Source organism: Vagococcus teuberi, from assembly GCF_001870205.1.
In the GTDB taxonomy this organism is placed as follows: Bacteria; Bacillota; Bacilli; order Lactobacillales; family Vagococcaceae; genus Vagococcus; species Vagococcus teuberi.
The window spans coordinates 333,844-359,360 of record NZ_CP017267.1; the positions used below are offsets into that span (position 1 = coordinate 333,844).

26 protein-coding genes and 4 pseudogenes are annotated in these 25,517 nt (G+C 32.4%); 28 read left to right on the plus strand and 2 right to left on the minus strand.

Annotated elements, in window-relative coordinates; all coding sequences use genetic code 11:
* Nucleotides 1–8 precede the first annotated feature (8 nt).
* The 12 genes and pseudogenes from BHY08_RS01560 to BHY08_RS01615 all read left to right on the plus strand — a co-directional run.
* Nucleotides 9–1,028 (plus strand): annotated as a pseudogene (locus tag BHY08_RS01560) (PTS ascorbate transporter subunit IIC); the annotation flags it as partial.
* 103 nt (nt 1,029–1,131) lie between these two features.
* Nucleotides 1,132–1,485 (plus strand): annotated as a pseudogene (locus BHY08_RS11305) (PTS transporter subunit IIC); the annotation flags it as partial.
* Nucleotides 1,486–1,500: 15 nt separating this feature from the next.
* Nucleotides 1,501–2,352, plus strand: coding sequence for a transketolase (locus BHY08_RS01570; protein WP_071456196.1), 852 nt, complete (start codon nt 1,501–1,503; stop codon nt 2,350–2,352).
* Entirely contained in the window at nt 2,353–3,297 is a 945-nt protein-coding gene (locus BHY08_RS01575) for a transketolase family protein (protein ID WP_071456197.1), read from the plus strand.
* 335 nt (nt 3,298–3,632) lie between these two features.
* On the plus strand, nt 3,633–3,953 hold the full coding sequence (locus BHY08_RS01580) for a DUF960 family protein (RefSeq protein ID WP_071456198.1): 321 nt from the start codon (nt 3,633–3,635) through the stop codon (nt 3,951–3,953).
* A 12-nt stretch (nt 3,954–3,965) separates the two neighbouring features.
* Nucleotides 3,966–4,490: a DUF1643 domain-containing protein gene (locus BHY08_RS01585; RefSeq protein WP_071456199.1), complete on the plus strand. Its 525-nt coding sequence runs from the start codon at nt 3,966–3,968 to the stop codon at nt 4,488–4,490.
* 11 nt (nt 4,491–4,501) lie between these two features.
* On the plus strand, nt 4,502–4,957 hold the full coding sequence (locus BHY08_RS01590) for a JAB domain-containing protein (RefSeq protein ID WP_071456200.1): 456 nt from the start codon (nt 4,502–4,504) through the stop codon (nt 4,955–4,957).
* 40 nt (nt 4,958–4,997) lie between these two features.
* Nucleotides 4,998–5,285: a hypothetical protein gene (locus BHY08_RS01595; RefSeq protein ID WP_071456201.1), complete on the plus strand. Its 288-nt coding sequence runs from the start codon at nt 4,998–5,000 to the stop codon at nt 5,283–5,285.
* A 276-nt stretch (nt 5,286–5,561) separates the two neighbouring features.
* Nucleotides 5,562–5,885: a hypothetical protein gene (locus BHY08_RS01600; protein WP_071456202.1), complete on the plus strand. Its 324-nt coding sequence runs from the start codon at nt 5,562–5,564 to the stop codon at nt 5,883–5,885.
* Between the two features lie 31 nt (nt 5,886–5,916).
* The gene (locus BHY08_RS01605; RefSeq protein ID WP_071456203.1) at nt 5,917–6,183 is read left to right on the plus strand and encodes a hypothetical protein; all 267 of its coding nucleotides are present in this window, start codon (nt 5,917–5,919) and stop codon (nt 6,181–6,183) included.
* Between the two features lie 50 nt (nt 6,184–6,233).
* Nucleotides 6,234–6,560 (plus strand): hypothetical protein, encoded by a 327-nt coding sequence (locus tag BHY08_RS01610; protein WP_071456204.1) that lies wholly within the window; start codon nt 6,234–6,236, stop codon nt 6,558–6,560.
* 25 nt (nt 6,561–6,585) lie between these two features.
* A complete protein-coding gene (locus BHY08_RS01615; RefSeq protein WP_071456205.1) occupies nt 6,586–7,149 on the plus strand; it encodes a hypothetical protein in 564 nt (187 codons plus the stop codon).
* Nucleotides 7,150–7,423: 274 nt separating this feature from the next.
* On the opposite strand, the gene BHY08_RS01620 is transcribed toward BHY08_RS01615, so the two are convergent.
* On the minus strand, nt 7,424–8,434 hold the full coding sequence (locus BHY08_RS01620; RefSeq protein WP_157093617.1) for a hypothetical protein: 1,011 nt from the start codon (nt 8,432–8,434) through the stop codon (nt 7,424–7,426).
* A gap of 11 nt (nt 8,435–8,445) precedes the next feature.
* A pseudogene (locus BHY08_RS01625) lies at nt 8,446–9,404 on the minus strand (IS30 family transposase).
* Nucleotides 9,405–9,683: 279 nt separating this feature from the next.
* On the opposite strand from BHY08_RS01625, the gene BHY08_RS01630 reads away from it, so the two are divergent.
* The 16 genes and pseudogenes from BHY08_RS01630 to BHY08_RS11315 all read left to right on the plus strand — a co-directional run bounded on the left by BHY08_RS01630 (nt 9,684) and on the right by BHY08_RS11315 (nt 25,017).
* On the plus strand, nt 9,684–9,932 hold the full coding sequence (locus tag BHY08_RS01630) for a hypothetical protein (protein WP_084657150.1): 249 nt from the start codon (nt 9,684–9,686) through the stop codon (nt 9,930–9,932).
* A 19-nt stretch (nt 9,933–9,951) separates the two neighbouring features.
* Nucleotides 9,952–11,187, plus strand: coding sequence for an HlyD family secretion protein (locus tag BHY08_RS01635; protein WP_071456207.1), 1,236 nt, complete (start codon nt 9,952–9,954; stop codon nt 11,185–11,187).
* A gap of 1 nt (nt 11,188) precedes the next feature.
* Nucleotides 11,189–11,875, plus strand: coding sequence for an ABC transporter ATP-binding protein (locus tag BHY08_RS01640; protein ID WP_071456208.1), 687 nt, complete (start codon nt 11,189–11,191; stop codon nt 11,873–11,875).
* On the plus strand, nt 11,876–13,087 hold the full coding sequence (locus BHY08_RS01645; protein ID WP_071456209.1) for an ABC transporter permease: 1,212 nt from the start codon (nt 11,876–11,878) through the stop codon (nt 13,085–13,087). It begins immediately after the preceding gene.
* A gap of 15 nt (nt 13,088–13,102) precedes the next feature.
* Nucleotides 13,103–13,762, plus strand: a complete 660-nt coding sequence (locus BHY08_RS01650; protein WP_071456210.1) for a response regulator transcription factor — start codon at nt 13,103–13,105, stop codon at nt 13,760–13,762.
* The gene (locus tag BHY08_RS01655; protein WP_071456211.1) at nt 13,759–15,117 is read left to right on the plus strand and encodes a HAMP domain-containing sensor histidine kinase; all 1,359 of its coding nucleotides are present in this window, start codon (nt 13,759–13,761) and stop codon (nt 15,115–15,117) included. Before BHY08_RS01650 ends, BHY08_RS01655 begins: the two co-directional genes overlap by 4 nt.
* Nucleotides 15,118–15,546: 429 nt before the next feature.
* Nucleotides 15,547–15,867, plus strand: a complete 321-nt coding sequence (locus BHY08_RS01660) for a DUF960 family protein (protein ID WP_071456212.1) — start codon at nt 15,547–15,549, stop codon at nt 15,865–15,867.
* 12 nt (nt 15,868–15,879) lie between these two features.
* Complete coding sequence (locus BHY08_RS01665; RefSeq protein WP_071456213.1) at nt 15,880–16,230, plus strand: DUF1643 domain-containing protein; 351 nt, start codon at nt 15,880–15,882, stop codon at nt 16,228–16,230.
* Between the two features lie 528 nt (nt 16,231–16,758).
* A complete protein-coding gene (locus BHY08_RS01670; RefSeq protein WP_071456214.1) occupies nt 16,759–17,595 on the plus strand; it encodes an ABC transporter permease in 837 nt (278 codons plus the stop codon).
* Nucleotides 17,588–18,367 carry an ABC transporter permease gene (locus BHY08_RS01675; RefSeq protein ID WP_071456215.1) on the plus strand — a complete coding sequence of 260 codons (780 nt, stop codon included), beginning with the start codon at nt 17,588–17,590 and terminating at the stop codon, nt 18,365–18,367. The genes BHY08_RS01670 and BHY08_RS01675 overlap by 8 nt, the downstream gene beginning before the upstream one ends.
* Nucleotides 18,368–18,384: 17 nt before the next feature.
* Nucleotides 18,385–19,415, plus strand: a pseudogene (locus BHY08_RS01680) (ABC transporter ATP-binding protein).
* Between the two features lie 16 nt (nt 19,416–19,431).
* Nucleotides 19,432–20,496 carry an ABC transporter substrate-binding protein gene (locus tag BHY08_RS01685; protein ID WP_071456216.1) on the plus strand — a complete coding sequence of 355 codons (1,065 nt, stop codon included), beginning with the start codon at nt 19,432–19,434 and terminating at the stop codon, nt 20,494–20,496.
* Nucleotides 20,497–20,512: 16 nt separating this feature from the next.
* Complete coding sequence (locus BHY08_RS01690) at nt 20,513–22,288, plus strand: adenine deaminase C-terminal domain-containing protein (protein WP_211267908.1); 1,776 nt, start codon at nt 20,513–20,515, stop codon at nt 22,286–22,288.
* Entirely contained in the window at nt 22,272–23,603 is a 1,332-nt protein-coding gene (locus BHY08_RS01695) for an amidohydrolase (RefSeq protein ID WP_071456217.1), read from the plus strand. The genes BHY08_RS01690 and BHY08_RS01695 overlap by 17 nt, the downstream gene beginning before the upstream one ends.
* A gap of 372 nt (nt 23,604–23,975) precedes the next feature.
* Nucleotides 23,976–24,626, plus strand: coding sequence for a carboxylesterase family protein (locus BHY08_RS11310; protein WP_276325584.1), 651 nt, complete (start codon nt 23,976–23,978; stop codon nt 24,624–24,626).
* Nucleotides 24,601–25,017, plus strand: coding sequence for an alpha/beta hydrolase family protein (locus BHY08_RS11315; RefSeq protein ID WP_071456219.1), 417 nt, complete (start codon nt 24,601–24,603; stop codon nt 25,015–25,017). The genes BHY08_RS11310 and BHY08_RS11315 overlap by 26 nt, the downstream gene beginning before the upstream one ends.
* Nucleotides 25,018–25,517 lie beyond the last annotated feature (500 nt).

Genomic DNA, 25,517 nt, shown 5'->3' on the forward strand with positions numbered 1-25,517 from the left:
TTATTACAATGAAAGGTATTTTAGATATTATCATAGATATTGTTAGTACACCGGCACTGTTGGTTGCTTTAATTGCGGTTTTAGGAAATGTTTTGCAGAAGAAAGATGTTGCATCTACTGTAAAAGGTGGAATAAAAACTTTTGTAGGATTTTTAGTTGTGACGGCAGGTGCAGGTGTGATTGAAACTTCTTTGGCACCTTTTGGAGAAATGTTCAAGGTAGCCTTTAATATGGAGGGAGTAGTACCTAATAATGAGGCTATTGTTGCCTTGGCATTAAATAAATTTGGAACATATACTGCTCTTATAATGTTAGTAGGAATGGCTTTTAACATATTGATTGCAAGAGTAACTAAGTATAAATATATCTATTTAACAGGTCATGCAACACTGTATATGTCATGTATGATAGCAGTGATTTTAAGTGTCACAGGCATGGGTTCTGTTCCTTTAGTGATTTTTGGAGGCTTAGCAGTAGGTTTAATCAATACAATTTCTCCTGCAGTTTGTCAACCATTCACAAGAAAAATCACTAATAATGATACAGTAGCATTAGGTCATACTGGTGGTTTTGGGTATGCTCTAAGTGGTTTGGTCGGAAAAATGGTAGGAAACAAAGAAAAATCTACTGAAGATATTAACTTTCCAAAAGGATTAGCTTTTTTAAGAGATTCTACCGTGAGTATTACAATAACAATGTCTATTGTGTATGTAATTGTTGCTTTATTTGCCGGTAACACTTATATTTCTGAAAATTTAAGTGGCGGAACTAATTATATTATTTATTCATTACAACAAGCAGGTTCATTTGCCGCAGGTGTATTTGTAATATTAGCAGGTGTAAGATTAATTCTAGCAGAAATCGTTCCTGCGTTTAAAGGAATTTCAGAAAAATTAGTACCAAATTCTATACCAGCTTTAGACTGTCCAATAGTATTTCCTTATGCACCGAATGCAGTATTAATTGGCTTTTTAACAAGTTTTTTAGGTGGGATTGTTAGTTTGGTAATTATGGTATTAACAGGAACAACTGTTATAATAACACACACAAAGATAAAAAGAAGAGAGAGAGCATATATATATATATATAAATATAAAAATAAAAAAAAAAAGAAAAAAAAAAAAAAAAATTAACGGAACAACTGTTATAATACCGGGAGTTGTTCCACACTTCTTCTGTGGAGCAACAGCAGGTGTATATGGAAATGCAACAGGTGGTTTGAGAGGAGCATTAGCTGGATCATTTATTCATGGTATTATAATTAGTTTTATGCCACTATTGTTAATGCCAGTTATGGGTAGTTTAGGATTCCAAGGTTCAACCTTCTCAGATATTGATTATGGAGTGGCTGGTATATTTTTAGGAAACTTAGCTAATTTTGGTGGTCAAATTGCTGTCATAGCAGGGATTATTGCTGTGTTTGTAGTATTAATTATTTTGACAATTATGGGAAAAAATAAAAAAGCATCTTCTATATCTGAGTAATGAGGAGAGAATATAATGAATAAAAACGAATTACAAAAATTAGAGATACTTGCAACAAAGATACGAATAGATACTGTCGAATCAATAAAAAGTATAGGAGCTGGCCATATAGGTGGTTCATTATCGATAATTGAATTATTAGCTGTGCTATATGGTTCTAAAATGAAATATGATTCTAAAAATCCTAGCTGGGATGATAGGGATAGATTAGTTTTGTCTAAAGGGCATGCCGGAGTGGCTTTATACAGTACTCTTGCGGAATGTGGATTTTTTGATAAAAAAGAATTAATGACTGTTAATAATGGAGGAACAAATCTACCATCTCATCCAGATAGAAATAAGACACTCGGTATAGATGCTACTACAGGCTCTTTAGGACAAGGTACATCTATTGCAGCGGGAATTGCAACAGGTTTAAAACTTGAAGGCAAGGATAATTATGTGTATCTAATCGTAGGAGATGGTGAGTTAAACGAAGGACAGTGTTGGGAAGCTTTCCAATACATTGCTCATTTTAAATTAAACAATTGTATTGTAATTATTGATGAAAATAAAAAACAATTGGATGGTCCGAGTAAAGACATAATTAATCCATTTAACATACAAGAGAAAATGCGAGCATTTGGTTTTGAAACTATATCAGTAAAAGGAAATGATATAGAAGCTATTAGTGAAGGTATTGATTACTGTAAAAGTATAGAAGATAAGGCAGTTTGTATAGTTTTGGATACGATAAAAGGTCAAGGTATACGGTACTTTGAAGAAATGGCAGGCAATCATTCGGTGAAATTTACTGATGATAATGTTAATAATGAAACAGAAAAGATTTTACGAGAGATGAAAAATTCCTTAAAGGAGTGGGAGTAAATGTTTACATTAGATTCAGATAACGACTTTGGTATGGAATTACGAGCAGCTGTGGTTGAAGAATTACAAGATTTAATGAAAGAAAACAGCAAAATTATAGCTTTGGAAGCGGATTTAGGATCAGCATCGAAATGGATTGATATATCAAAAAGTACTCCAAAGCAATTTATCAATGTAGGTATATCCGAAGCAAATATGGTAGGTGTTGCTGCAGGGCTTAGCCTTACCGGATTTACACCATTTATACATACTTTTGGACCATTTGCCACTCGACGTGTGTTGGACCAAATATACATGTCTGGAGCATATTCTAAAAATACTATCAATATATATGGATCAGATCCAGGGTTTACAGCTGGACACAATGGAGGAACACATACTACGTGGGAAGATATTGCAGTATTAAGGTCTATACCCGATGTAGTAATATGTGATGCTGCGGATGCTGTTCAAATGAAGTGGATAATAAAAGAATTTAGCATGCTGAAAGGGATACATTATGTGCGTGGTAACAGAAAAGCTGTAAAAAATATCTATGAGGATGGCTCTAATTTTGAATTAGGAAAAGGTAACCTTCTGAGAGAAGGGGAAGATTATTTAATTATAGCTACTGGACAATTAGTTTCTGAAGCTTTAGAGGTATCGCAATTATTATTAGAAAAAGGAATCACATCTGATGTGATCGATATGTTTACTATCAAACCTTTAGATAGAGAATTAATATTAGAAAGAGTGATTGGTAAGAAAAAAATAATAACGATAGAAAATCACTCTATTATTGGTGGCTTAGGAAGTGCTGTAGCAGAGGTTATAGCAGATAATGGTATAGGAATCTCACTTCAACGCATAGGTGTGGATAGTAGATTTGGACAGGTTGGAACGCCAAAATATTTACAAAAAGAATTTGGTTTAACTACAGAGAAAATTTTAGATCAAATAATTTAGTGGATGTAAAATAATAAAACAACATTTTTAGCTTACAACTCAAGGTGTTGTTTCAAACGTATGGAATATTCATAGATGTCAGGATGTAAAAATTATGTGTTTTCCTATGTTATGGCAGTTTTATATATCGAATATAAAGTGTTTAGCAAGTCATTATATTTCATTTTATTTGGATATATTATACAACACTATATATAAGTATTTTATGAACGAGTTGACAGTTCAATAATCTATGATTTGAATTATTTTTTAAATATATATTATAACTATGAGCCCAACAACCACTTAGGTTGTTGGGCTTTTTTGTGTACACAAAAATAGAAGGAGGAAAAGAGATGTTTGATATACAGAATGAGTACTACGTGACAAAAGGAGTACAAGAAGCCGTACCGTATCAACTTCAATATTTTTGTTGGCAGTTGATTTTACAACGGGCAAAAGAAAAAGACCCAACAATGGATTACTTACAAATTATTGAATTTGAGTTGGATACTGAACATGAGCTATTAACGATTGTTCAACGCCAAGAGAAACCAGAGGTGAAACAGATATATCATCTTCACTTGTTTGAAGAATACCGTTCGCTTAGTGTGAAAAAAATATGGGCAATTGATGATGGTCAAGTTCAAACCATGTTACTACCAGAAGAATATTAAGGGGGAAACAAGATGAAAGTAGAAACGCATACGATAAAAAATGAAGTCTTTTTGAGTGATGATAGACAAAATCGATACTTATTACAACGGACATGGGGATCAGAAAACCAAGCGATTGTCGCAGTGATTACCTTGAAGCCAGTTTCAGTGAGCGGGGTAGAAAATGACTTAACTACCATGTTGATTCAAAATCATGTGGTTGAGATGGGATATCAAGGCTATTTGGTCGCGAACCTTGTCTCAGGAATTGATTCGTCAAAGAAACTATCTGAAACATTACTGGATAGGGAAACAGAAGATGAATTGTTGAAGGAAGTATTAAACAAAAAAGAGGTCCAACAAATTATCATCGGTTGTGGATCAGTGGTGACACAAAAAGGGTTTGCGCAGGAACGTTTGAAAGAGATTCTATCTTTATTAACTAAGACAAACCAACATAAAGTGGTGGCGATTGTGGATGACGACAACCGGCCTATTCATCCACTTGTCCCAAGTATCCGAAATCAACCATGGACATTGAAAAAAATTAAAATATAAGGAGAGAAATAATGACTCTATTACCAAGTAAACGTGTGTCAATTGTGAGCCTATCATTAGTGAAAGAATCCAGTCTGTTATATGGTCCAAGACGTTGTCAAACATCAGATGATGCGTATGCATTGATTCGACCATTCATAGAAAATAAGGACAGAGAACATTTAGTGAGTATTGGCTTAAACAGTAAGAACGAACCGATGGTGGTTCATTTGGTTCATATTGGGACAGCAAATCAGAGTATCGCAGTACCTCGAGATATATTAAAGTCAGTTTTATTATCAAATGCCACTCGTTTGATGATTGGACACAATCATCCGAGTGGTGATCCGACACCGTCTGTAGCGGATGACCATTTAACGGAAAAACTCTATAAAGCGAGTGAGTTATTGGGAATTGAGTTATTAGATCACTTGATTATTGGAGATGAGTGTTACTACTCATTTCGTGAACATCAAAAGTTAGGTTGAATAGCCGTCATATATTGAAAGTGAAGAAAGGGGCAGAAAAATGGATTGGAAAGAATGGTTTGGACAGGAAACAGGGAAACAAACGAAGCAAGAGGAGTGGTCAGAAGAAACCGTTGAGTTGGGAAAAGACGAGTTATCGCCTGAGTTAATACCAACCGATTGTCTAGATAGATTACCAGAGACCCTAACGGTCTCTTTTTATGGGTATGGGGTAGATGATGTCGTGTATGTGATGCCACTAAAAGACTCAGCCCAGGTGTTATATGGATTATTACAAGGGCCTAAATTAGTGGCAGCCATTATCGTGGAGTGTGATGGAAATGACTAACTATCGACAAGTGATTATAGCGTGTTTGAAACAAGTCATCGCGACATTAACTGAAAAGGAGGACAGCAAATGAATCAATGGGTAAAGCTTTGTCTGACTGTAGGGACAACGATTATTTGTGAGGTGATTCGGTTAATCGATAGTAAAAGCTAATGGAATGACTGTCCGACAAATAAGGTGTCAATGTCAGTGACAATAGGGTGGACAAGCGAACAGGCAATGGCCAAAGAAACCCGATACACTAATACTAATTGATGGGAAGGAGGGTGACGTTATGTGATGAAAGAACTAAGTAGTTTGAATGAGGTGTATCAAACAATTGCGAAGGTCACGTCATTAGATGATGCGTTACGACTATATCAAGAGTTTAAAGGCTTGACTATTACATTTCCAACTAAACTGATTAGTGCGGATTATGTGAAACAGTATCTAAAAAAAGAAACACAAAAGGGGCAACAATTATCAAGTCGAGAGCTTCAACAGTTGGCTAGAAAATTTGATTACTCAGAACGTCAAATGCGACGATTTATGCGTGACATTCGACAAGATAATACATCTAATCGAGTAGAAAACAATTGCGAAGGTCACGTCATTAGATGATGCGTTACGACTATATCAAGAGTTTAAAGGCTTGACTATTACATTTCCAACTAAACTGATTAGTGCGGATTATGTGAAACAGTATCTAAAAAAAGAAACACAAAAGGGGCAACAATTATCAAGTCGAGAGCTTCAACAGTTGGCTAGAAAATTTGATTACTCAGAACGTCAAATGCGACGATTTATGCGTGACATTCGACAAGATAATACATCTAATCGAGTAGAAGAAGAGGAGTTAGTTTATATTACAAAATGGTTGGAAGAGAGGCGGTTAGAAGAGGAAGAAGAGAATGATTAGGTCTATTTTAGTTCATAAATAGACGGAAAAATACATAGGAGTGAAAGAGAATGGGTATCTTATTTTTAGTAGCCATAGGCTACATCATTGTGAAGTATATTTTACCATGGGTGAATGACCAACTGGATACGGAATTTAAGTGGTGGCAAGTTCCGATAGCGTTATTCGTGGGATTAATTAGTTTGTATGCATTTGTAACGAAAAGAGATCGAACCATTAATCGTGATATCGCTAATCGACACAATCAGTATCGAAAACTAAGTGATAGTGAATTAGAATACATCATGTATAACGGGAATAGCTTAGATGAAAAAAGGTCAGCTAGAATTATATTAGAAGAACGTATTCAAAGGCGTAAAACGATGTGGCATAAATAATAGGGATAAGGGAGAGTATTAAAATATGAAACAAAATCTATCTAAGAAAACAATTGGGACGATATGTAGTGTGGTGATGGTTGTGACATTGTTTGTGGGAAGTTTGATTACTTACGGGGAATCGTATGGAAAATATACAGATACCTATGGTATATCAGGGTATCATATACTGTTTAATGGCTCGACTATTTATAGTTTAATTTTGTTGGTGGTACCAGTTCTTTTACTATTGATGACTCAATTTGACAAGTTAAAGGAGAAAGAATCGTTGTGGCGATTTGTCTTGCCTATTGCTTCTTTATTAGTTTTAATAGTGATTCGATTGAATGTGAAAGATACCGTAGGATTAGGGAATGCGGCAGCGGCATCATATGCCGTATCGTTCAAATCAAGTTTTGGTCTAAGTGGTTGGTTATATCTCATCAGTAATGTTGTGGTGTTGTCTTTAGGAGTAATAGATTATTTTCATCTTAATGTGACAGAAGAAAGTGTGAAACAAGCGATACAGGAAAAAGATTTATCTGGATTAGGTGGAAAAAAAGAAGATGATATAAGTATTAATAATGATTCCAATAACAGTAAAGACTAGAAAAAGACGAGGCTGACCCAAAAGTAATTTTGGAAATAAAATCACTTAACTAACAAAATAGAAATCCCATGAAATCAACGTTGTAATTAACGGATTTCATGGGATTTTTTCTATTTTAAGATTTTTAGTCAGCCTCGTCTTTTTCTTGTTCTCTTTAAGATTATAATATCAAAAGAAAAAATTTCACTTTTTGATATTATTTGTTTTACATTGTCATATGGTGAATTTTACTTATTTCGTAAGTAATTAAGTTAATAGAAAATAATTTAAGGTTTTATTTTAATATTTTCCATTGCCACCATGGATTTAGCATTTTTTCGTATGTTTTTGTTTTTACTATTTTGGTCTGAGCGCAGTGTATATTTTCAATATTTTTCTGAATTGTAAGTGCAGTGTACCAATCTTCAAATATGTTTTTCATAACTTCTAGAATTTCAATATTGTAAATTGTGTAGTACTGAGGTTTTACTGGTAGAGGTTTTTTACTATTTATTGCTTCTATTGCTTCTGTTTCAGAAGAAAAAGCCTTTGCTACAGTATTAGATTTCCCAGAAATTTTCATTTTAAATAAATCATCCCAGTAAGTATATTCTGGTTCACCTATAGGAATGTTATCTACATACAAAACATAGTATTTCGGTTCAATATCATATTTAATACAATTTGAATGATTATCGTCGATATCTTTTTTCTTTGTATGGTCGTAAATAGGTTCAATATATTTTTTTTCCTTTAGTTCGTCAAAAGCATTAAAAATTTTTAAACTATCAAAATTATGATTACGATGTAAGCTATAGATTAGAGAATTTTTCCAATTTTTTCTTCCAGTTTTTATAACGTCCCCCTTTTTTCCCTTCTTTTTTATTTCTTCATATAAAAGAAAAGCGTCAGGACTAAGTGAAGTACGTGGTATTGACGAATAAAATGTTAAGTTAACTAACTCAATCAAATTATTTTCTGTGAAAGGTTTGTCAAAAGGAAAATCAATTTTATCTGAAACTAAGTTTAGGAAGTAATTATATTTATTCTCATTTAATAATACTGTATTACTTTCAGCCTTAACGATATCAGCTATTCTCTTAAAATCAAAAGGTTTCTTTTCTTCTTCTGAGACTTGTTTTAATTCTCTAGGAAATGATCTTTGCTCTTTTTTTATTTTTGAAAATTCTGATGTATCGTAATTGTCTTTAAAACCTAAATCTAATGATAATAGTGAGCCTGTCAGATTTAAAGAAAAAGTACTACACACATAATTTATCCAATCATCCTCGCATAATTTTTTCATAGTTTTAGTTGTCAAATTAATCTAGACAAAATATCATTGTCTACATAACTCAAAAATACTTTCAATGGTGTTTTATAGTTTAATGATTTTCTAGGAATATTATTTCTTTTAGATGCGATAGGTTGGATAAAAGATTCTTCAACTTTGTTGAAATCCATTTTTTTAGGTAAACCATCTTTACGTAATAAACTATTAGAGTGTTCATTTAAAGCTCGTTGTGAGGGTGTTCCTGGATCGGCAAAATAACTATCAATATCATTTAGATTGCTGATTGATTTCCAATTAGAAAACTCTTTACCACAATCGAATGTGATTGTTTTAAATAGATGGTATGGAAACTTTTTAAACCAATTATTTAAACTATTTTCGATACCTATGCTCGTCTACCTATTGGTTTTAACGTAATAAGCACTTTCGACAGCCTTTCAATGAGTGTGATAACAGCACTTTTATAATCTTTTCCAACAATTGTGTCACCTTTAAGGTGATGTAATTCATTATTAAAGAGTTGATAATCCTTATGACGTTGATGGATGGTTCTTTTAAAGGCTTGTTTGCCTCTTTTTTCTTCATAACCATTTGCTTTCCTTTTACCTTTCATAGGTAATGCAGTCAAATCAAACAGTCCTTGCTTAAATAATCTATAAAGAGTACTGATAGAACATGAAATAGGAAACTTAGCACGACCAATAATGACATCTGTAGTCCATCCTTGAATAACCTTCTTTTTAATGTATTCTGTTTCATTATCAGATAAAGAAATAGGGTGTCTGCCACAATTCTTTTTATTATTTTTGTATCTTTTATAGTAATCTAGTGCAGATAGTCCCTCGTCAAAAGCTTTGTAAACATTATAAATAGTCTTTTTTGCTCGTTTCAATTGTTTCGCATCGTATGTTCCTTTTTTATTTTGATGGTAATAGAATTCTATCAAAACTAGCTCGTCTGTAGTCAGATGTATATAGGTCATTTGTGATCACTCTCCTTGTTTTCTTTGGTTAGAAAGACAATTTGAGTGTATCACAAATGATTTCTTTAGTTGTCTAGCTTAATTTTACAATCGGCGAATTATTTCCTCTATATTAAAACTAACCATTAATTTTAGGCAATTACTATTCTTCCATATATCTAAAAATGCCATATTTTTGTTTTCTCATGATCTAAAAATACAGGTAAACTACAGATTAAAACTATTTGAACTACAAATCTCTTTGGTATTCTTTGTTTATAAATTTTAAGGAGAGTGTTAATGATGAGAATTAAAAAAATGAGCGTTTTATTATTATGTACAGGTTTATTTTTAGTAGGTTGTAGTAAAAATGGTGAGAAGCAGGATAGTGAGACGGTAAAAGAAGTCAATTTAGATGATATTAAGTCAAAAGGGAAAAAACAAACTAAAACAGTTGATGGTAAAGAAGTTGAAGAATATATTATGGAAGATGGAACGACTATTCAGATGGACCCGGAAATGCAAAATCAAGACGCACAATCAGAGTAATATCGTTTAGGAGAGACGTATGAAGCGAATAAAAAAAAATAAATGGAAGACAATTTTTATGAGTACGTTAGTTGTCTTAATAGTATCTTATGGTGGATATCGCTACTATAAAGGAAATAAACCAGATAGTAGCAACTCCCCTTTTGAGATAAGAACAGTTGAAGAGATGACAGAATCATATACTAAACCTAATTTGACTTTATCTGGAGAGGTTATAGCTAAAAATAGCCAAAAGATAAAAATTGATTCAACGAAAGGGCAAGTTAAAGATATTAAAGTTAGGGAAGGAGATACAATTAAAAATGGTCAAGAATTATTTTCTTATGCAACAGAACAACAACTAAAAACGAAAGAAGCAACATACTCTAAAGAAGAAAAAGAACGTCAATTACAAGCAGCTCGAACAACTGCTTCTTTAAAATGGGAATCATATAATAAAAAAGCTACAGAGTTAGAAGAATTAAAAACTAAAAGAAATAACTCAACTGACGAAGAAGAAAAAAAAGCATTGTCACAAGAAATAAAAACGTTAGAAAATGACATAGAGATGAAATATTCTGAAGCCTTATCAGGAGATAATGACATAGTAACAGCGGAAGCTGAATTAAAAAAATTAACAGAATTTGAAAAAGTAGAACAGGAACGCCTGTCTTACGATGTGGTGACATCAGACGGTGAGGGCAAAGTGACATACATCAATCAAGAATTACCAAAATTATCTCAAGAAAAAAAACAAGAAGAAACGTTTATGGAAATTGTTGATCAAACGGAATTGTACGTGACAGGAAAAGTAAACGAATTTGACAGAGAAAAAGTCGAGTTAAATAAACAAGTCGAATTGGTGGATAGAAAAAATCCTTCCATTCGTTGGAAAGGTAAAGTAGTACAAATAGCTAATTTAGGCTCAGATGGCGACAACAAAAAACAAGAGGATAATCCAAATGTCACGAAATATCCTTATAAAATATTACTTGAAAAATCAGATAAAATGCCAATTATAGGGACACATGTTTATGCTAACTTCTTATCTAATGATGAAGACGCAGGGAAAATGATCGTGGAAAAAAAGTTTTTATTTGATATCAAAGGAAAAACAGCGTCTGTTTGGAAGGTTACGCATGGTAAAGCAACAAAAGAAGTGATTGAGTTCAAGGAAAAAAATAATGATGCAGTGGAAGTTACAAAAAATATGGCCATGGCAGATAGGTTGGTTAATCCAACGTCTGAAGTAAAGGAAGGGGTTGAGATTAAGTAACATGTTGACATTAAAAAATATCCAGAAAAGTTATTTTCAAGGCGAAAATGAACAAAAAGTACTAAAGGGAATAGACCTTGAAGTGTTAGATGGAGAATTTATCGCTATTATGGGACCGTCTGGATCAGGAAAGTCTACTTTGATGAATATTATTGGCTGCCTAGATAAACCTAGTCGAGGTGAGTACTTTATTGAAGAAGAAAAAGTCAGTAATTTCAGTGATGATGAACTTGCTGATTTGCGTAATCAAAAGATAGGCTTTGTTTTTCAAAATTTCAATCTTCTTCCAAAACTATCCATTCTTGATAATGTTTGTCTGCCACTCATTTATTCAGGTGTATCAAAAAATGAACGTAAAAAAAGAGCTTATAAATTATTAGAATTAGTCGGTCTAAAAGATCATGTTAATTATTTCCCAAACGAACTTTCAGGCGGTCAAAAACAACGTGTCGCGATTGCTAGAGCATTGGTTAGTAAACCAAGTTTTATTCTAGCAGACGAACCTACAGGAGCATTGGATACAAAAAATAGTATTCAGATTATGTCCCTATTTAGAGAATTAAATAATCAAGGGACTACGATAGTTTTAATTACGCATGAGCCTGAAGTAGCTGATTTATGTGATAAAACGATTGTGTTAAGAGATGGTCTTTTGTTAGAGCAGGCAGTCATTGGTGGAGGTGAGTAGATGGAGGAAGTATCTTCTGCACTGCAGTCAATTCTTGCTCATAAGATGAGAACTATTTTGACAATGTTAGGTGTGATAATTGGTATAACTTCTATCATAGCGATTTTTAGCATCATTGAAGGAAACACAGCAAAAATGAAGACCGAACTAATTGGTGGAAATAATAATATCACTGAAATAGAGTACAATAAAAAATCTGTTTTTGATTCGACTATCGCAGATAAAAAGAATCCTGTCACACCAAATTATATTCCAAAAATTAATGGAGAGATGATGGATAATATCAAAAAACAAGAAGGTGTAAAAGATATCCTGCAAAGCTATGTACAACAAAATGATCTATTTAATGGCAATATAAAAACAAATGCTACAATATATGCAAGTACCAATAAACTACTCGATTTTAAACTATTTGATATAATTAAAGGCAATAAAAAAAGTGATCAAGGATTTGTAAATCAGGTTACTTATTTGCATGAATTAACGTATAATAAACTATATCCAGAAGATGATGGGCTTGGACGATATGTTGAAATAAATGGCACTCCATTCAAAGTGATTGGTGTCTACCGTAATAAGGATGAAAAATCTCGTAAATATGGAACAGAAAATTCCGCGATTATCCCACTATCAGAAAAGTCAAAAGTATTTGAAGAAATTGATGTAGCACCAACTTTTTTATTGCAAACAGAAAAAACTGACCAACTAAAAACATCAGGACAAAAGGTCGCAAGTATGCTAAATGAAACCTTACCTAAATCTGATTATACCTATGGAATTCGCAATTTTAAACAATTTGAGCAACAGTTGGAACAATTCAATCGCTCTAATTTTATTTTGTTGGCTGGTATTGCCAGTATTTCTTTAATAGTTGGTGGGATTGGGGTGATGAATATCATGCTTGTATCTGTCACTGAGAGAACCAGAGAAATAGGTGTGAAAAGAGCTTTAGGAGCTCGTCGGATTGTCATCTTGAGACAGTTTTTAGTAGAGGCTATTTTAATGACAGTTTTAGGAGGTATACTGGGAATTATGCTAGGATTGATTTCAGGATATCTCATCACACAATATCTCAATTATCCATATATTGTATCGTATTTGGCCGTTGGTATAAGCTTAGTGTTTTGTACGGTTATTGGTGTTGTATTTGGCTTGTTGCCTGCTATGAAGGCATCTAAGTTAGATCCTATTGAAGCATTAAGATTTGAGTAGTAAGGAGGAGAGTATATGCATGTTTTAGTAGTGGAAGATGATGAAGTCATTAATCAAGTCGTGACAGAATTTTTGAAGGAAAATAATTATGATGTCACGTCTGTTATCTCTGGATCAGAAGCACTGCAGTCGTTTAGTCAAGGTACGTTCGACTTAGTGTTACTAGATATTATGATACCTGAAATAGATGGGTTAACAGTATTAAAAAAAATACGTGAAGAATCAGATGTTCCTATTATCATGCTGACAGCTCTTGATGATGATGTCACACAACTGGCAAGTTTTAATCATGTCATTAGTGATTATGTCGTCAAGCCATTCTCTCCATTGGTTTTGATGAAAAGAATTGAAAATGCGTTAAGAAATAATAAAAATGAAGAAAAAACCGTTCGCGTTACACCGGATATTCTAATTAAAAAAGAATCATTTGAGGTTTTGTACCGAAATGAAGTAATCGAGTTTACAGGAAAAGAATTCGGTATTCTATTAGAATTATCAGAGCATATTGGTAGAGTCGTAACTAGAGAACAACTATTAGTGAAAGTATGGGGATATGACTATTTTTCGGATGACCGAATACTCGATAATCATATTAAAAATATTCGAAAAAAATTGCCATCTCTTCCACTTAAGACAATAAAAGGTAGAGGTTTCAGATTAGAGGCGCCACTATGAAGTTATTTACGAAAAACTTTTTATACACTGTGTCTATTATTTTTCTTGTAACGACATTATTGTTAGGTACTTTGTATATTGTCATGCCTAGATATTATTTGTATACGAAGGAAAAAGAAGCGACTAAAGAATTTAGCGATGTTGTAAAAAGTATTAAAGACAAATCAATTGAAGACATTCAATCGACACTAGCCTATTCTCAGAGAAGTCGAGACGGCCTGAACATTTCTGTCTTTTCTGATAAAGAAAAACAAACAATTTACCCGACAATTGATGTGAGTCGGATAGATTTGGAAATTAATTTATCTGAACCCATACAAACTACGACTAACAAAGTGATGAAAGAATCAATTGTTGATTCAAACCAAAAAGCATTGACGGTTTATGGCGAGTATTCAATTCAACCAATATCAGAAGCACGACAAGTCTTAATTAAATTATATCCCCTACTATTAGTAACGTCGTTAGTTTTAGGAGGAATAGCAGCATTTTTTTATAGTCGTTATTCGACAAAACGTATTTTAAAAATGTTGGAAACAACGACGAATATGATGAGTCTAAATCCAGATGTTGCGTGTGATATGTCTGGTAAAGATGAAATCACACAGTTAGCGACGAATATTAATCGTTTATATGACACTCATCTGCGAACCATTTCAGCACTAAAAAAAGAGGTAGACAAAGTCGAACAAGTTGAAAAATCCAAATCTGAGTTTATGAGAATGGCATCACATGAATTAAAGACCCCTTTGGCCGGAATGATGGGCATTGTTGAAGGGATGATATATAATGTTGGTAAGTTTAAAGACCACGATACGTATCTAAAAATGTGTCGTGAATTATTAATCAATCAATCTAACTTGGTTCAAAATATTTTATCTATTTCCTCTCTAGATAACATAAAACAATTAGAAGATAATGTTGAAACGGTATCGCTAAAAGAAATTGTGAATGAGCAATTAGAATCTTATTTATTGTTATCAGAATTGGGAAATTATCAAGTAACGAAAGAGTTTTCTGGAAATTCTAATGTTTTGGGAAATCGTTTAATGATAGAACGTGTTATTTCTAATATTTTAAGTAATGCATTTCGGTATAGTACGATTCAGACCACTATTCAAGTTATTTTAGAGGACAATGTATTTTGTGTTAAAAATCTGTGTTCAAATATTGAATTAGATAACCCTATGCGGCTATTCGAACCGTTTTATCGTTCCGATTATAGCAGAAATAAACAAGATGGTGGATCAGGCTTAGGATTGTTTATCGTTAAGCAACTTGCTGATAAAAACAATTGGAAGGTTGATATAACTATCGATGAACAACAGCTATTTGTTGTGACAGTTGTATTTTAATAGGACAGTTAAACGCAAAGAATTAGATACCAGTGTAAATTTATGGTACTTCACGATATATAGAATTTTGTTATATGTGTGTGTTATTTATTATTTGGTGGTTAACTTAATTTTACAACAAGTAAAATATTTAATGAAATAAACCTTGTTTATCAAGGTGAGTTTAGAGTATTACAAATAAGAACAAGATTTTCAAAGGGCAATCCATTTAGATTAAGAATGGAACTGACCTCAGAAGGTAAGACAAATCTAAAAATACCCTCGTTGAATTCATGTAAAATGAAATTAACGGAGGTGTTTTTTTTTTGCTCTTCGTCTTCACTCTGAAAGGAACAAAATCAAAAATAATTTTGTTCCTTTTAATTTTCGTTAAGAGACTTTTTGGTCAGCTTCTTATTTGTATACGCAAAAATAGAAGGAGGAAAAGAGATGTTTGATAGACAGGATGGGTACTACGTGACAAAAGGAGTACAAGAAGCCGTACCTTATCAACTTAAATATTTTTGTTGGCAGTTGATTTTACAACGGGCAAAAGAAAAAGACCCAACAATGGATTACTTACAAATCATTGAATTTGATGTGGGTACTGAACATGAGCTATTAACGATTGTTCATCGCCAAGAAAAAACTGAGGTGAAACAGATATATCATCTTCACTTGTTTGCAGAATACCGCTCACTTAATGTGAAAAAAATATGGGCGATTGATGATGGCCAAGCTCAAACCATGTTATTACCAGAAGAATATTAAGGAGGAAATGAAGTGAAAGTAGAAACACATACGATAAAAAATGAAGTCTTTTTGAGTGATGACAGAAATAATCGTTACTTACTACAACGGACATGGGGATCAGAAAACCAAGCGATTGTCGCAGTGATTACCTTGAAGCCAGTTTCAGTGAGCGGGGTAGAAAATGACTTAACTGCCATGTTGATTCAAAATCATGTGGTTGAGATGAGGTACCAAGGCTATTTAGTAGCGAACCTTGTCTCAGGAATTGATTCATCAAAGAAACTATCTAAAACATTATTGGATAGAGAAACAGAAGATGAATTGTTGAAAGAAGTATTAAACAAAAAAGATATCCAACAAATCGTCATCGGCTGTGGGTAGCAGTGGCATAAAAAGGGTTTGCGCAGGAAAGGTTGAACGGAATACTTAGTAAGTGTTTGTTTAAATAGTAATAACGAATCAATAGTGGTTCATTGGAAACACATAGGGACAGCAAATTAAAGAATTGTCGGTTCACGATATGTATTGGAAGTTATCTGAGTATCAAAAATATTTCTTTTGATGATGGCATCCAATTTATTCTATTTAATGACAGTGACCTAATTTAATAGTATATAGAATGAAAAATAGGTAAGTCATAAGATAGATGTAAACAGAAATTATTGTTTGGGAATATTAGTTAAAAGTTCGTAAAAAAATAATGATAGTGTTTTTTTATATATAGTTTAATAAGGTTTAGTTCGGTGGTTAATAGTTTTTTTTTGTGCTGTGTTTTCATTTTTTATTGTTTTTTTAGCTAAATATGTTTAAAATCGAACTTTTTTAAATATTGAACTTATTATTGTATTGATTTTAATTAAAAAATGAATTATAATTTATTGAGTCAAAAAACGAACGAGGAGTTTTTATATGCAAAAGAAAGTTCCGTATTTATTTGTTTTAACAGGTACGATTATTGTTTTATTTTTTATGATTATTCCTTTATTAACAAGTTTAATTCCAACATTTTTTAGTGAAGGTGACTTAACATTTAGTCAATATACTTCTTTTTTTAAGGATTCATATAATCAATCAGTAGTGATAAGAACGATTCGTATTTCTGTCATTGTTATGGTTATTTGTATGTTATTAGGGATTCCTACCTCTTATTTTATTGCTGGTGTGGATAAAAAGTGGAAAGGTCTGTTAATGGCGATGACACTTTTTCCATTATTAACCAATTCTGTTATTAGAAGTTTTGCTTGGATTAACATTTTAGGTAAAAATGGTATTATTAACTCTGTTTTATTAAAGTCACATATTATAGAACAACCATTAAATTTACTTTATTCAGAATTTGCTATTATCATTGGCTCGGTTTATTTATTTTTACCAACTATGATTATGACGTTAATTGGCGTTATGGAAAGTATTGAACCAGAGATGTTAGAGGCAGCTGAAACATTAGGAGCAAGTCCTTTCGTAGCATTTAGAAAAATTATTTTACCACTTTCTATTCCCGGAGCAATTGTGGGGAGTACGTTGGTTTTTACAGGGACTTTGACAGCTTATACAACTCCACAGTTGTTAGGAGGAAATCAAAAAATGGTACTATCTACCTTACTTTATCAAAAAGCTAATACATTAGGAGATTGGACTCAAGCAAGTATTTTATCCTTTATTATGATTTTTATTACAGTCCTTGTTATGCAAGGGTTAAACTGGTTGGCAAAAAAAGTAGATAGGAGAGTTGACCAGCATGCGTAAACAAAAAGGTATGACGATTATTGCAATTTTTGTTTTTTTGTTTTTATTTTTACCTCTTTTACTTATAATCATTACATCATTTGGAACAGAGTCAGCTATTAAATTTCCTATTAAAGGTTTTACTTTGGACTGGTATTTAAATGTTTTTCAAACAGAAAGTTTTATTTCTGGTTTTAAATTAAGTTTAACGATAGGCGTTTTAGCAACATTACTAGCTTTGTTGATAGGTGTTCCTATATCGTATGTCTTAAATCGTTATAAAATAACTGGGAAAAGTCAGTTTAAAAGTTTTTTCCTGTCACCAACAATTATTCCAGGAATTGTAGTTGGTTATGTCTTATTTCAATGGATTGTGATTAAGTTAGGTTTTTCAGTTTTTATAGGTTTATTAATAGGGCATTTTTTGATTAGCTTGCCTTATATTATACGGGTAGTGGGTTCTAGTTTGGAAAAGATGGATGTTTCCGTTGAAGAAGCGGCTTGGACGTTAGGTTGTACTAGACAAAAAGCTTTCATAAAAATTGTGTTACCTAACATATCATCTGGCATTTTTGCTTCATTTATGTTGGCTTTTGTTAACTCCTTCAACAATGTTCCAGTGTCCATGTTCTTATCAGGTCCGGGTGTTAATATGTTACCCACCTCTATATTAAGTTTTATGGAGTATAACTATGATCCCACTGTTTCAGCTTTATCTGTCATCATTATGTTGTTAACAGTTGTAATGATGGTTATTATTGAAAAAACATTAGGACTTGCTTCTATTTCATAAATTAAGGAGAGATTTTTGTGTCGTTTGTTGAATTAAAAGATATTGATGTGAGCTATGATGGTAAACAATCGATTTTAAAAGAATTAAGTATTGCAATGGAAAAAGGAGAATTGGTTTCATTGCTTGGCCCAAGTGGCTGTGGTAAAACTACGACGTTACGAGTTATTGCAGGGCTCATTAAACCAACTAGTGGGGATTTTATGGTTAATAATAAAAACTTGACCAGCGTTCCTGTACATAAACGTCAGTTTGGAATGGTATTTCAGAGTTATGCTTTATTTCCTCATTTGACGGTGGAAGAAAATGTTGCTTTTGGATTAAGACTTCGTAAAGAAAAAAAGAAGTGATTGATAAGAAAGTAGAAGAGATGCTTTCAGCTTGTGGATTGGATGGTTTTTCTAAGAGATATCCCAAACAGTTATCAGGAGGGCAACGACAAAGGGTAGCTTTAGCACGTGCTTTAGTAGTAGAGCCCGACTTGTTACTATTAGACGAGCCGTTAAGTAATTTGGATGCTAAGCTTCGTGTTGCTATGAGAATTGAGATTAAACGAATTCAACAAAAACTAGGCATTACAACTGTTTTTGTTACTCATGATCAAGAAGAGTGCTTTTCTATTTCTGATCGCGTGGCAATTATGAATAGAGGGATCATTGAACAATACGATACACCTGAAATGATTTACCGTTATCCTAAAACAGAATTTGTTGCTCGATTTATAGGATTTGAAAATTTCTTTAAAGTAAAAAAGAAAGATTTAGTGGTTATGACTGAATCTGGAGTAGAACTACATGTTTCTGAACGTTATGTCAAATTAACTGGAGATTTGATGGCAACAATTCGACCAGAGGATATTTCTATCTCATCAACAGGTCTTATCAAAGGACGTATTTTGGTTAGAACATTTCTAGGCAAGAGTTACCAATATGAAGTTGAAACAGAGATTGGGTCATTGTTAGTGAATGGGGATGACCATCAAATGTATGAAGTTGGTCAAGAGATAGGGTTGGATTTTTCAAAAGAAAAAATTATTTTATTAAATAAATAGATAGGGGATATATAAAATGAAAAAGGGTTTATTAGCTATTTCAGCGGTTGCGCTACTAGTATTAACTGCTTGTGGAAACAGCGAGGCAAATATAAAAAAAGAGAGTAATAAAAAGGCAGATCAATCGATGGTTGTCTCTACATTTGGATTAAGTGAAGATATAGTTAAAAAAGATATTATTACACCATTTGAAGAAGAATATTCAGCTAAAGTCACTTTAGATTTAGGTAATAGTTCTGATCGATTTACTAAACTAAAAAATAATAAAAAAGCGAATATTGATGTTATTGAGCTATCACAAGCTAATTCAACAGAAGGTAATACATCAGATATGTTTGAAAAAGTAAGTGAAAAAGAAGTCCCAAATTTGGCGGAATTAACAGATGGAGCAAAAGAAGTCTTTGAAAATGGTGGGGGTATTCCAATTGCTGTAAATAGTATCGGGATTATTTACGATAAGGAAAAAATCGGCAAAGAAATTACGAGCTGGGATGATCTTTGGGATTCTGCTTTAAAGGGGAAAATCTCAGTTCCTGATATTTCAACAACAGCGGGACCATTAATGTTATATGTAGCAAGTGATCATGCTAAAACAGATATTACATCGGATAAAGGTGAGGCAGCATTTTCAGAAATGAAAAATTTAAAGCCTAATGTAACAAAAACTTATACAAAATCGTCAGATTTGGCGAACATGTTTCAAGCAGGAGAAATTGAGGCAGCAGTTGTAGCTGATTTTGCAGTTGATATTATCAAATCATCTTCTGATACTCTAGAGTATGTTGTTCCAAAATCAGGAACTTACGCAAATTATAACACCATTAATGTACCGAAAACATCAGCTAATAAAGAATTAGCATATAAATTTATTAATTATAGAATCAGTGAAGAAAGTCAAAAAACAAAAGCAATCTCTTTAAATGAAGGACCGATTAATAAAAAAGTAACATTATCTGAAGAAGAACAAGGTAATAAAACATACGGTGAAGTTGCTAATAGAGCCAAAATGGTCGATTTTAATTTTGTGAATGACAATTTATCTACTTGGCTAGATCGATGGAATAAAATTATGAACCAATAAAAAGAGGGTATTAGACATGATTGTGGTGGATATTCAAATTAAGGATGTGTCTTTGTTTCAAACTGTGACACAGAAATTTTTAAAAAAAAATGTGTATATAAAAAAAGATAAAATTTATCATATTTCTAATGTTGAAGAAGAAACAATTATAGCTAATACTATTATTGATGGCCAGGGACTGTTTATGGTTCCTGGCTTGATTGATAGTCATATGCATATTGAAAGTTCAATGTGTACACCAGAGAATTTTTCAGATGCAGTTTTACCATTTGGTGTAACAACAGTTATTGCGGATGCACATGAAATTGGTAATGTCTTTGGTAATGAAGGATTGGATTATTTTATGTCAGCTGAAACAGAGCTTGATATCTTTCATGCAATCCCTTCATCAGTTCCGTCAACAACACCGTCTTTAGAAACAACAGGAGGCATAATTGGATTAGGAGAAGTTGAAACATTACTTAGAAATCCAAACGTTATTTGTTTGGGCGAAGCAATGAATTTTAAAGGTATCTCATATGATAGAGAGTCACTCATTGCACAAATTATTCGTTTGGTTCAAGAAAAAAGACCGACAATGCCTCTAGAAGGTCATTGTCCAAAAATTCAAGGAACTGAATTATCTGACTTCTTGTATAGTGGCATCTCATCAGATCATACACATCAATTTCCAGAATCGTTAAAAGAACGAATTGAAAATGGTGTTTTTGTCCAATTACAAGCAAAATCACTGACGAAAGAGAATATAGCTGTTATAAAGGAAAATAATTTTTATGAATATGTCAGTATTGTGACCGATGATATCATGGCAGATGAATTATTAGATGGTCATTTAGATGTTAATTTAAGAAAGGCTGTTGAATGTGGGTTACCAATAGAAAAAGCGATTTATATGACGACTTATACTCCAGCAAGAAGAATGAGTTTGAATGATCGTGGAATCATTGCTCCAGGCAAATTAGCAGATTTTATCTTACTAGACGATTTGGAGACGTTTAATATAAAAACAGTTTATAAAAAAGGTCGAAAAGTCTATGGAACAGATATTGGCAAACAAGACAAACAAGACAAACAAGACAAACAAGACAAAAAAGAGTATGACTATGCGTACTATCCAAGTCATTATTTTGATACATTATCTACTAGAAAGTTGACACTAGATGATGTAACACTAAAAGTTGAGACTGATTTAGAGAAAGTACGTTGCCAGGTCATTCGTAAATTTGAAGTAGGAACGTTTACAGAACCTATTACAAAAGAAATTCCTGTTATTGATGGTTGTTTAGATTGGGAAACTGCAGATTGTTCGCTATTAATTGTGATGGAGAGATATGGAAAGAATCGTAATATTTCTTATTCATTGGTTGAAAAACCGATTGATTCTAAAGGTGCTATTGGAACAACTTGGGCACATGATCATCATAATATTATGATTATGGGAAATACTAAGCAAGACTTACTCAAGGTACAGCACGAGCTACTGGATATAAAAGGTGGTTATTGTGTTTCTTTGAATAATGACATCATTGGGAGTTGTCCGTTGCCATTAGGTGGTATTATTTCAACAGCACCAATTTCAATTCTTGGTTTAAAAGTAAAAGAAATAAGACAAAGTATGAGACAGCTTGGTTATAAAAACATGAATGAAATTATGTCTTTTTCAACGTTATCACTACCAGTTTCACCAGCAATTAAAGTAACAGATATGGGAATGCTTGATACGAAGACTCAAGAATTTTACTCTCTTATACATGAAGAAGATGGGACGTTACTAAATGCAAACACTTATTAAGAATGCATACATATTAACAATGGATGATGAATTTAGTGTGTATGAAAAAGGATATCTTTTAATTGAGAATGACCAAATTAAACAATTAGGACATATGGGAGAAGAACCAATATTAAAAGAAGGTTATCAGGAAGTAGATGCTAATAATAGTATATTACTACCTGGGTTTATTAATCTTCATACTCATTTGGGGATGATTCCTTTTCGATCTTTAGGAGATGATATACCTGATCGATTAAGACGTTTTTTATTTCCATTAGAAAAAGTGATGACAAAGGATTTAGTTTCAACAAGTAGTGAGTATGCCATGGCAGAGCTGATGTTATCTGGGACAACAACAGTTTCTGATATGTATTATTTTGAAGATGCTGTTGCTATGAGCTGTGAAAAAATGAAAATGCGTGGTTTTTTAGGACAAACAATTATTGACATGCCAACATGTGATTATTTAACTGCAGAAGAAGCAGTGGAAGGATCTCGTCTATTTATAGAAAAATGGCAAAACTCTGATTTAGTTACACCCATGATTGCGCCACATGCTACTAATACAAATAGTGTTGATATTCTGAAAAAAATAGTGATGATTAGTTCAGAAATGAATTCACCAATTATGATGCATGTTTCAGAAATGGATTACGAACTAGCTAAGTTACAAAAATTATATAAGCAAACTCCTATTGAATTTTTGAAAGAATTAGGTTTCTTAAATTGTCATCTGATTATGGCTCATGGTATTTTATTGAGTGATGAAGAAATTGAACTATTATCAGAATCTAAGGGAAAAGTCAGTGTTGCTCACTGTATTGGAGCGAATACAAAGTCAGCTAAAGGTGTAGCACCTATTAAACAGCTAATTGATAAGGGAGTGACTGTGGGTTTAGGAACAGATGGTCCAAGTAGTGGAAACACTTTAGATATGTTTACTCAAATGAAAATGATGGCCAATTTTCAAAAAACATATTTGAAAGATCGCTCAGCATTTCCTGCAAAAGAAATTGTTGCTTTAGCAACAAAAGGTGGAGCGAAAGCATTAGGAATGAATCATAAAATTGGTAGCTTAGAAGTTGGAAAAAAAGCCGATATGATGTTAATCGAAACCAACTCAGTTAATATGTTTCCTATCTTTGACCCATACTCAGTGTTGGTTTATTCAGCAAACGCTAGTAATGTCGAAAGTACATGGATTAATGGCGAACGTGTTGTTGAGAAAAAGCAATTAGTTGAGCAAGATTTATCAGTATTGCGAAGTAATTTAAATAATCAAATGGATGAGTTTAGAGAAGAAGTTGAAAGAATACAAAGAAGGCCGTATTAATGTAAGAATAGAGTTCGGCTCATATAGGATAATATCCCCTAAAATGAGGCTAAAAAGTCTGATTTTAAGGGATGTTTTTATTTATCGCTATACATTGGTAACACTTTTTTACACAAAATTTATAAAGACTTTATTTTTTTAAACTAGTTATTTTATGGACTGTTAGATAACTTGTCTCTTTGATTTTATAGTTAGGGACATATTTATTATTTTTGACTAATACACTATAAAAAAGGTATATTAATGAAAAAATATAGATTATTTGATAAGGATGATGATATATGAAAAATTATTAAGTAATAAAAAAAATATCAAGGATCACATCATAAAAAGGTCGATAGATATTTAGGAATTCGATATGCTCATGCACCTATTGGACGGTTAAGATTTAAATCTCCAGAAAGAGTCGATTTACATAATTCGGGTACAGTCATTGCATATCCTGCTAATCCAATTCAAAAAGGTAAATTAGAGAAAAGTGAAATTTGTTTATTTTTAAATATTTGGAAACCTTCAGAAATTGAAGATGGCATCCCAATCATAGTATGGATTTATGGAGGGAGTTTTGAATCTGGAGGTATCGGTAAAAAAGGGATAGGGATTGGATTAACATATGATGCTCAAAAATTATGTGAAGACACACAGTGTATCATTATCACAATAAATTATAGGTTGAATGTATTCGGCTTTTTAGATTTTACATCTTTTAGTGATAAATTTGATAGCAATATTGGAATTAAAGATATTGTATGTGGATTAGAATGGATTAAAGAAAATATTTATGAATCTGGTGGTAACTCTGATAACGTGACTTTATTTGGGCAATCTGCTGGGGTTATGTTAATTGCGTGTTTAAATAAAACAACTTCTGCGCAACATCTTTATCATAAAATGATTATAGAAAGTGCGTGTATTAAGTCTTTATACACTCAACAAGAAGCTACAGCAATTTCTCAAAAGTATTTAGATTTCTTAGGAGTATCAGTTGATCATATAGATGATTTATTGGACTTTTTTCACTGATAGATTATTAGCGGTTAATCATAAGTTAGAAGAGTTTGTTAGAGAAAAAATATTAGGAATCACGACATTCGCTCCAGTAATTGATGGTCAATTCTTAACAGAATCAGTTTATAAAGGCTCTTTTTTTACCCAAAAACCTATGATGATTGGTAGCACACAAAATGAATCACGACTGTTTACAAGGTTTACTCCACATGTAGCAGAAGAAACGGATAAGAAGTTTTTTCCATATATGAATAAAAAAGAGAGTCAAGGGATAACCTGTCACTATCACAATTTTCATTTTCCAAACTTTTTGGGAAATAGGAAATTACTGACAGATATTATGTATACAGTTCCTAAATATTGGTTAGCAGACAGTTATTCCATAGAAAATTCAGTGTATATATAGGTTTGATTTTTATTCTGGTATTTTTAAATTATTAAATTTGAAAGCATGTCATATAATTGATGTACCTATTCAATTTGATATAGGGATGTATTTATATTCTGGAAATATACTCAAAGCTAAAAGATTAGGTTATTATATGCACCAATACATTGGTAACTTTGATAAAACAGGGAATCCAAATGGTAAGACTCTTTTTTTGAAAACAATATTCAGTTAGAAGTCCTAATGTTTTAATAGTTGATAGTAAACTAACTTTGGAAAGCGATCCGGATAAAAAGACCAAATTAATATATAAAGATGCGCATCGTTTTGTTCATAATGATAATAATCACTCTCTATTTTAGTACCTTAATTTTTAAAAAGATAATATAACTATGGGCTCTATGATTCTATTTAGATTGAGGGCTTTTTGCGTACATAAAAAAATAAGAGATGTTTGTTAGAGAATATCAGTATTATATGATAAGGCATCGTTTCCTATATAGACAATTGAAAACTTC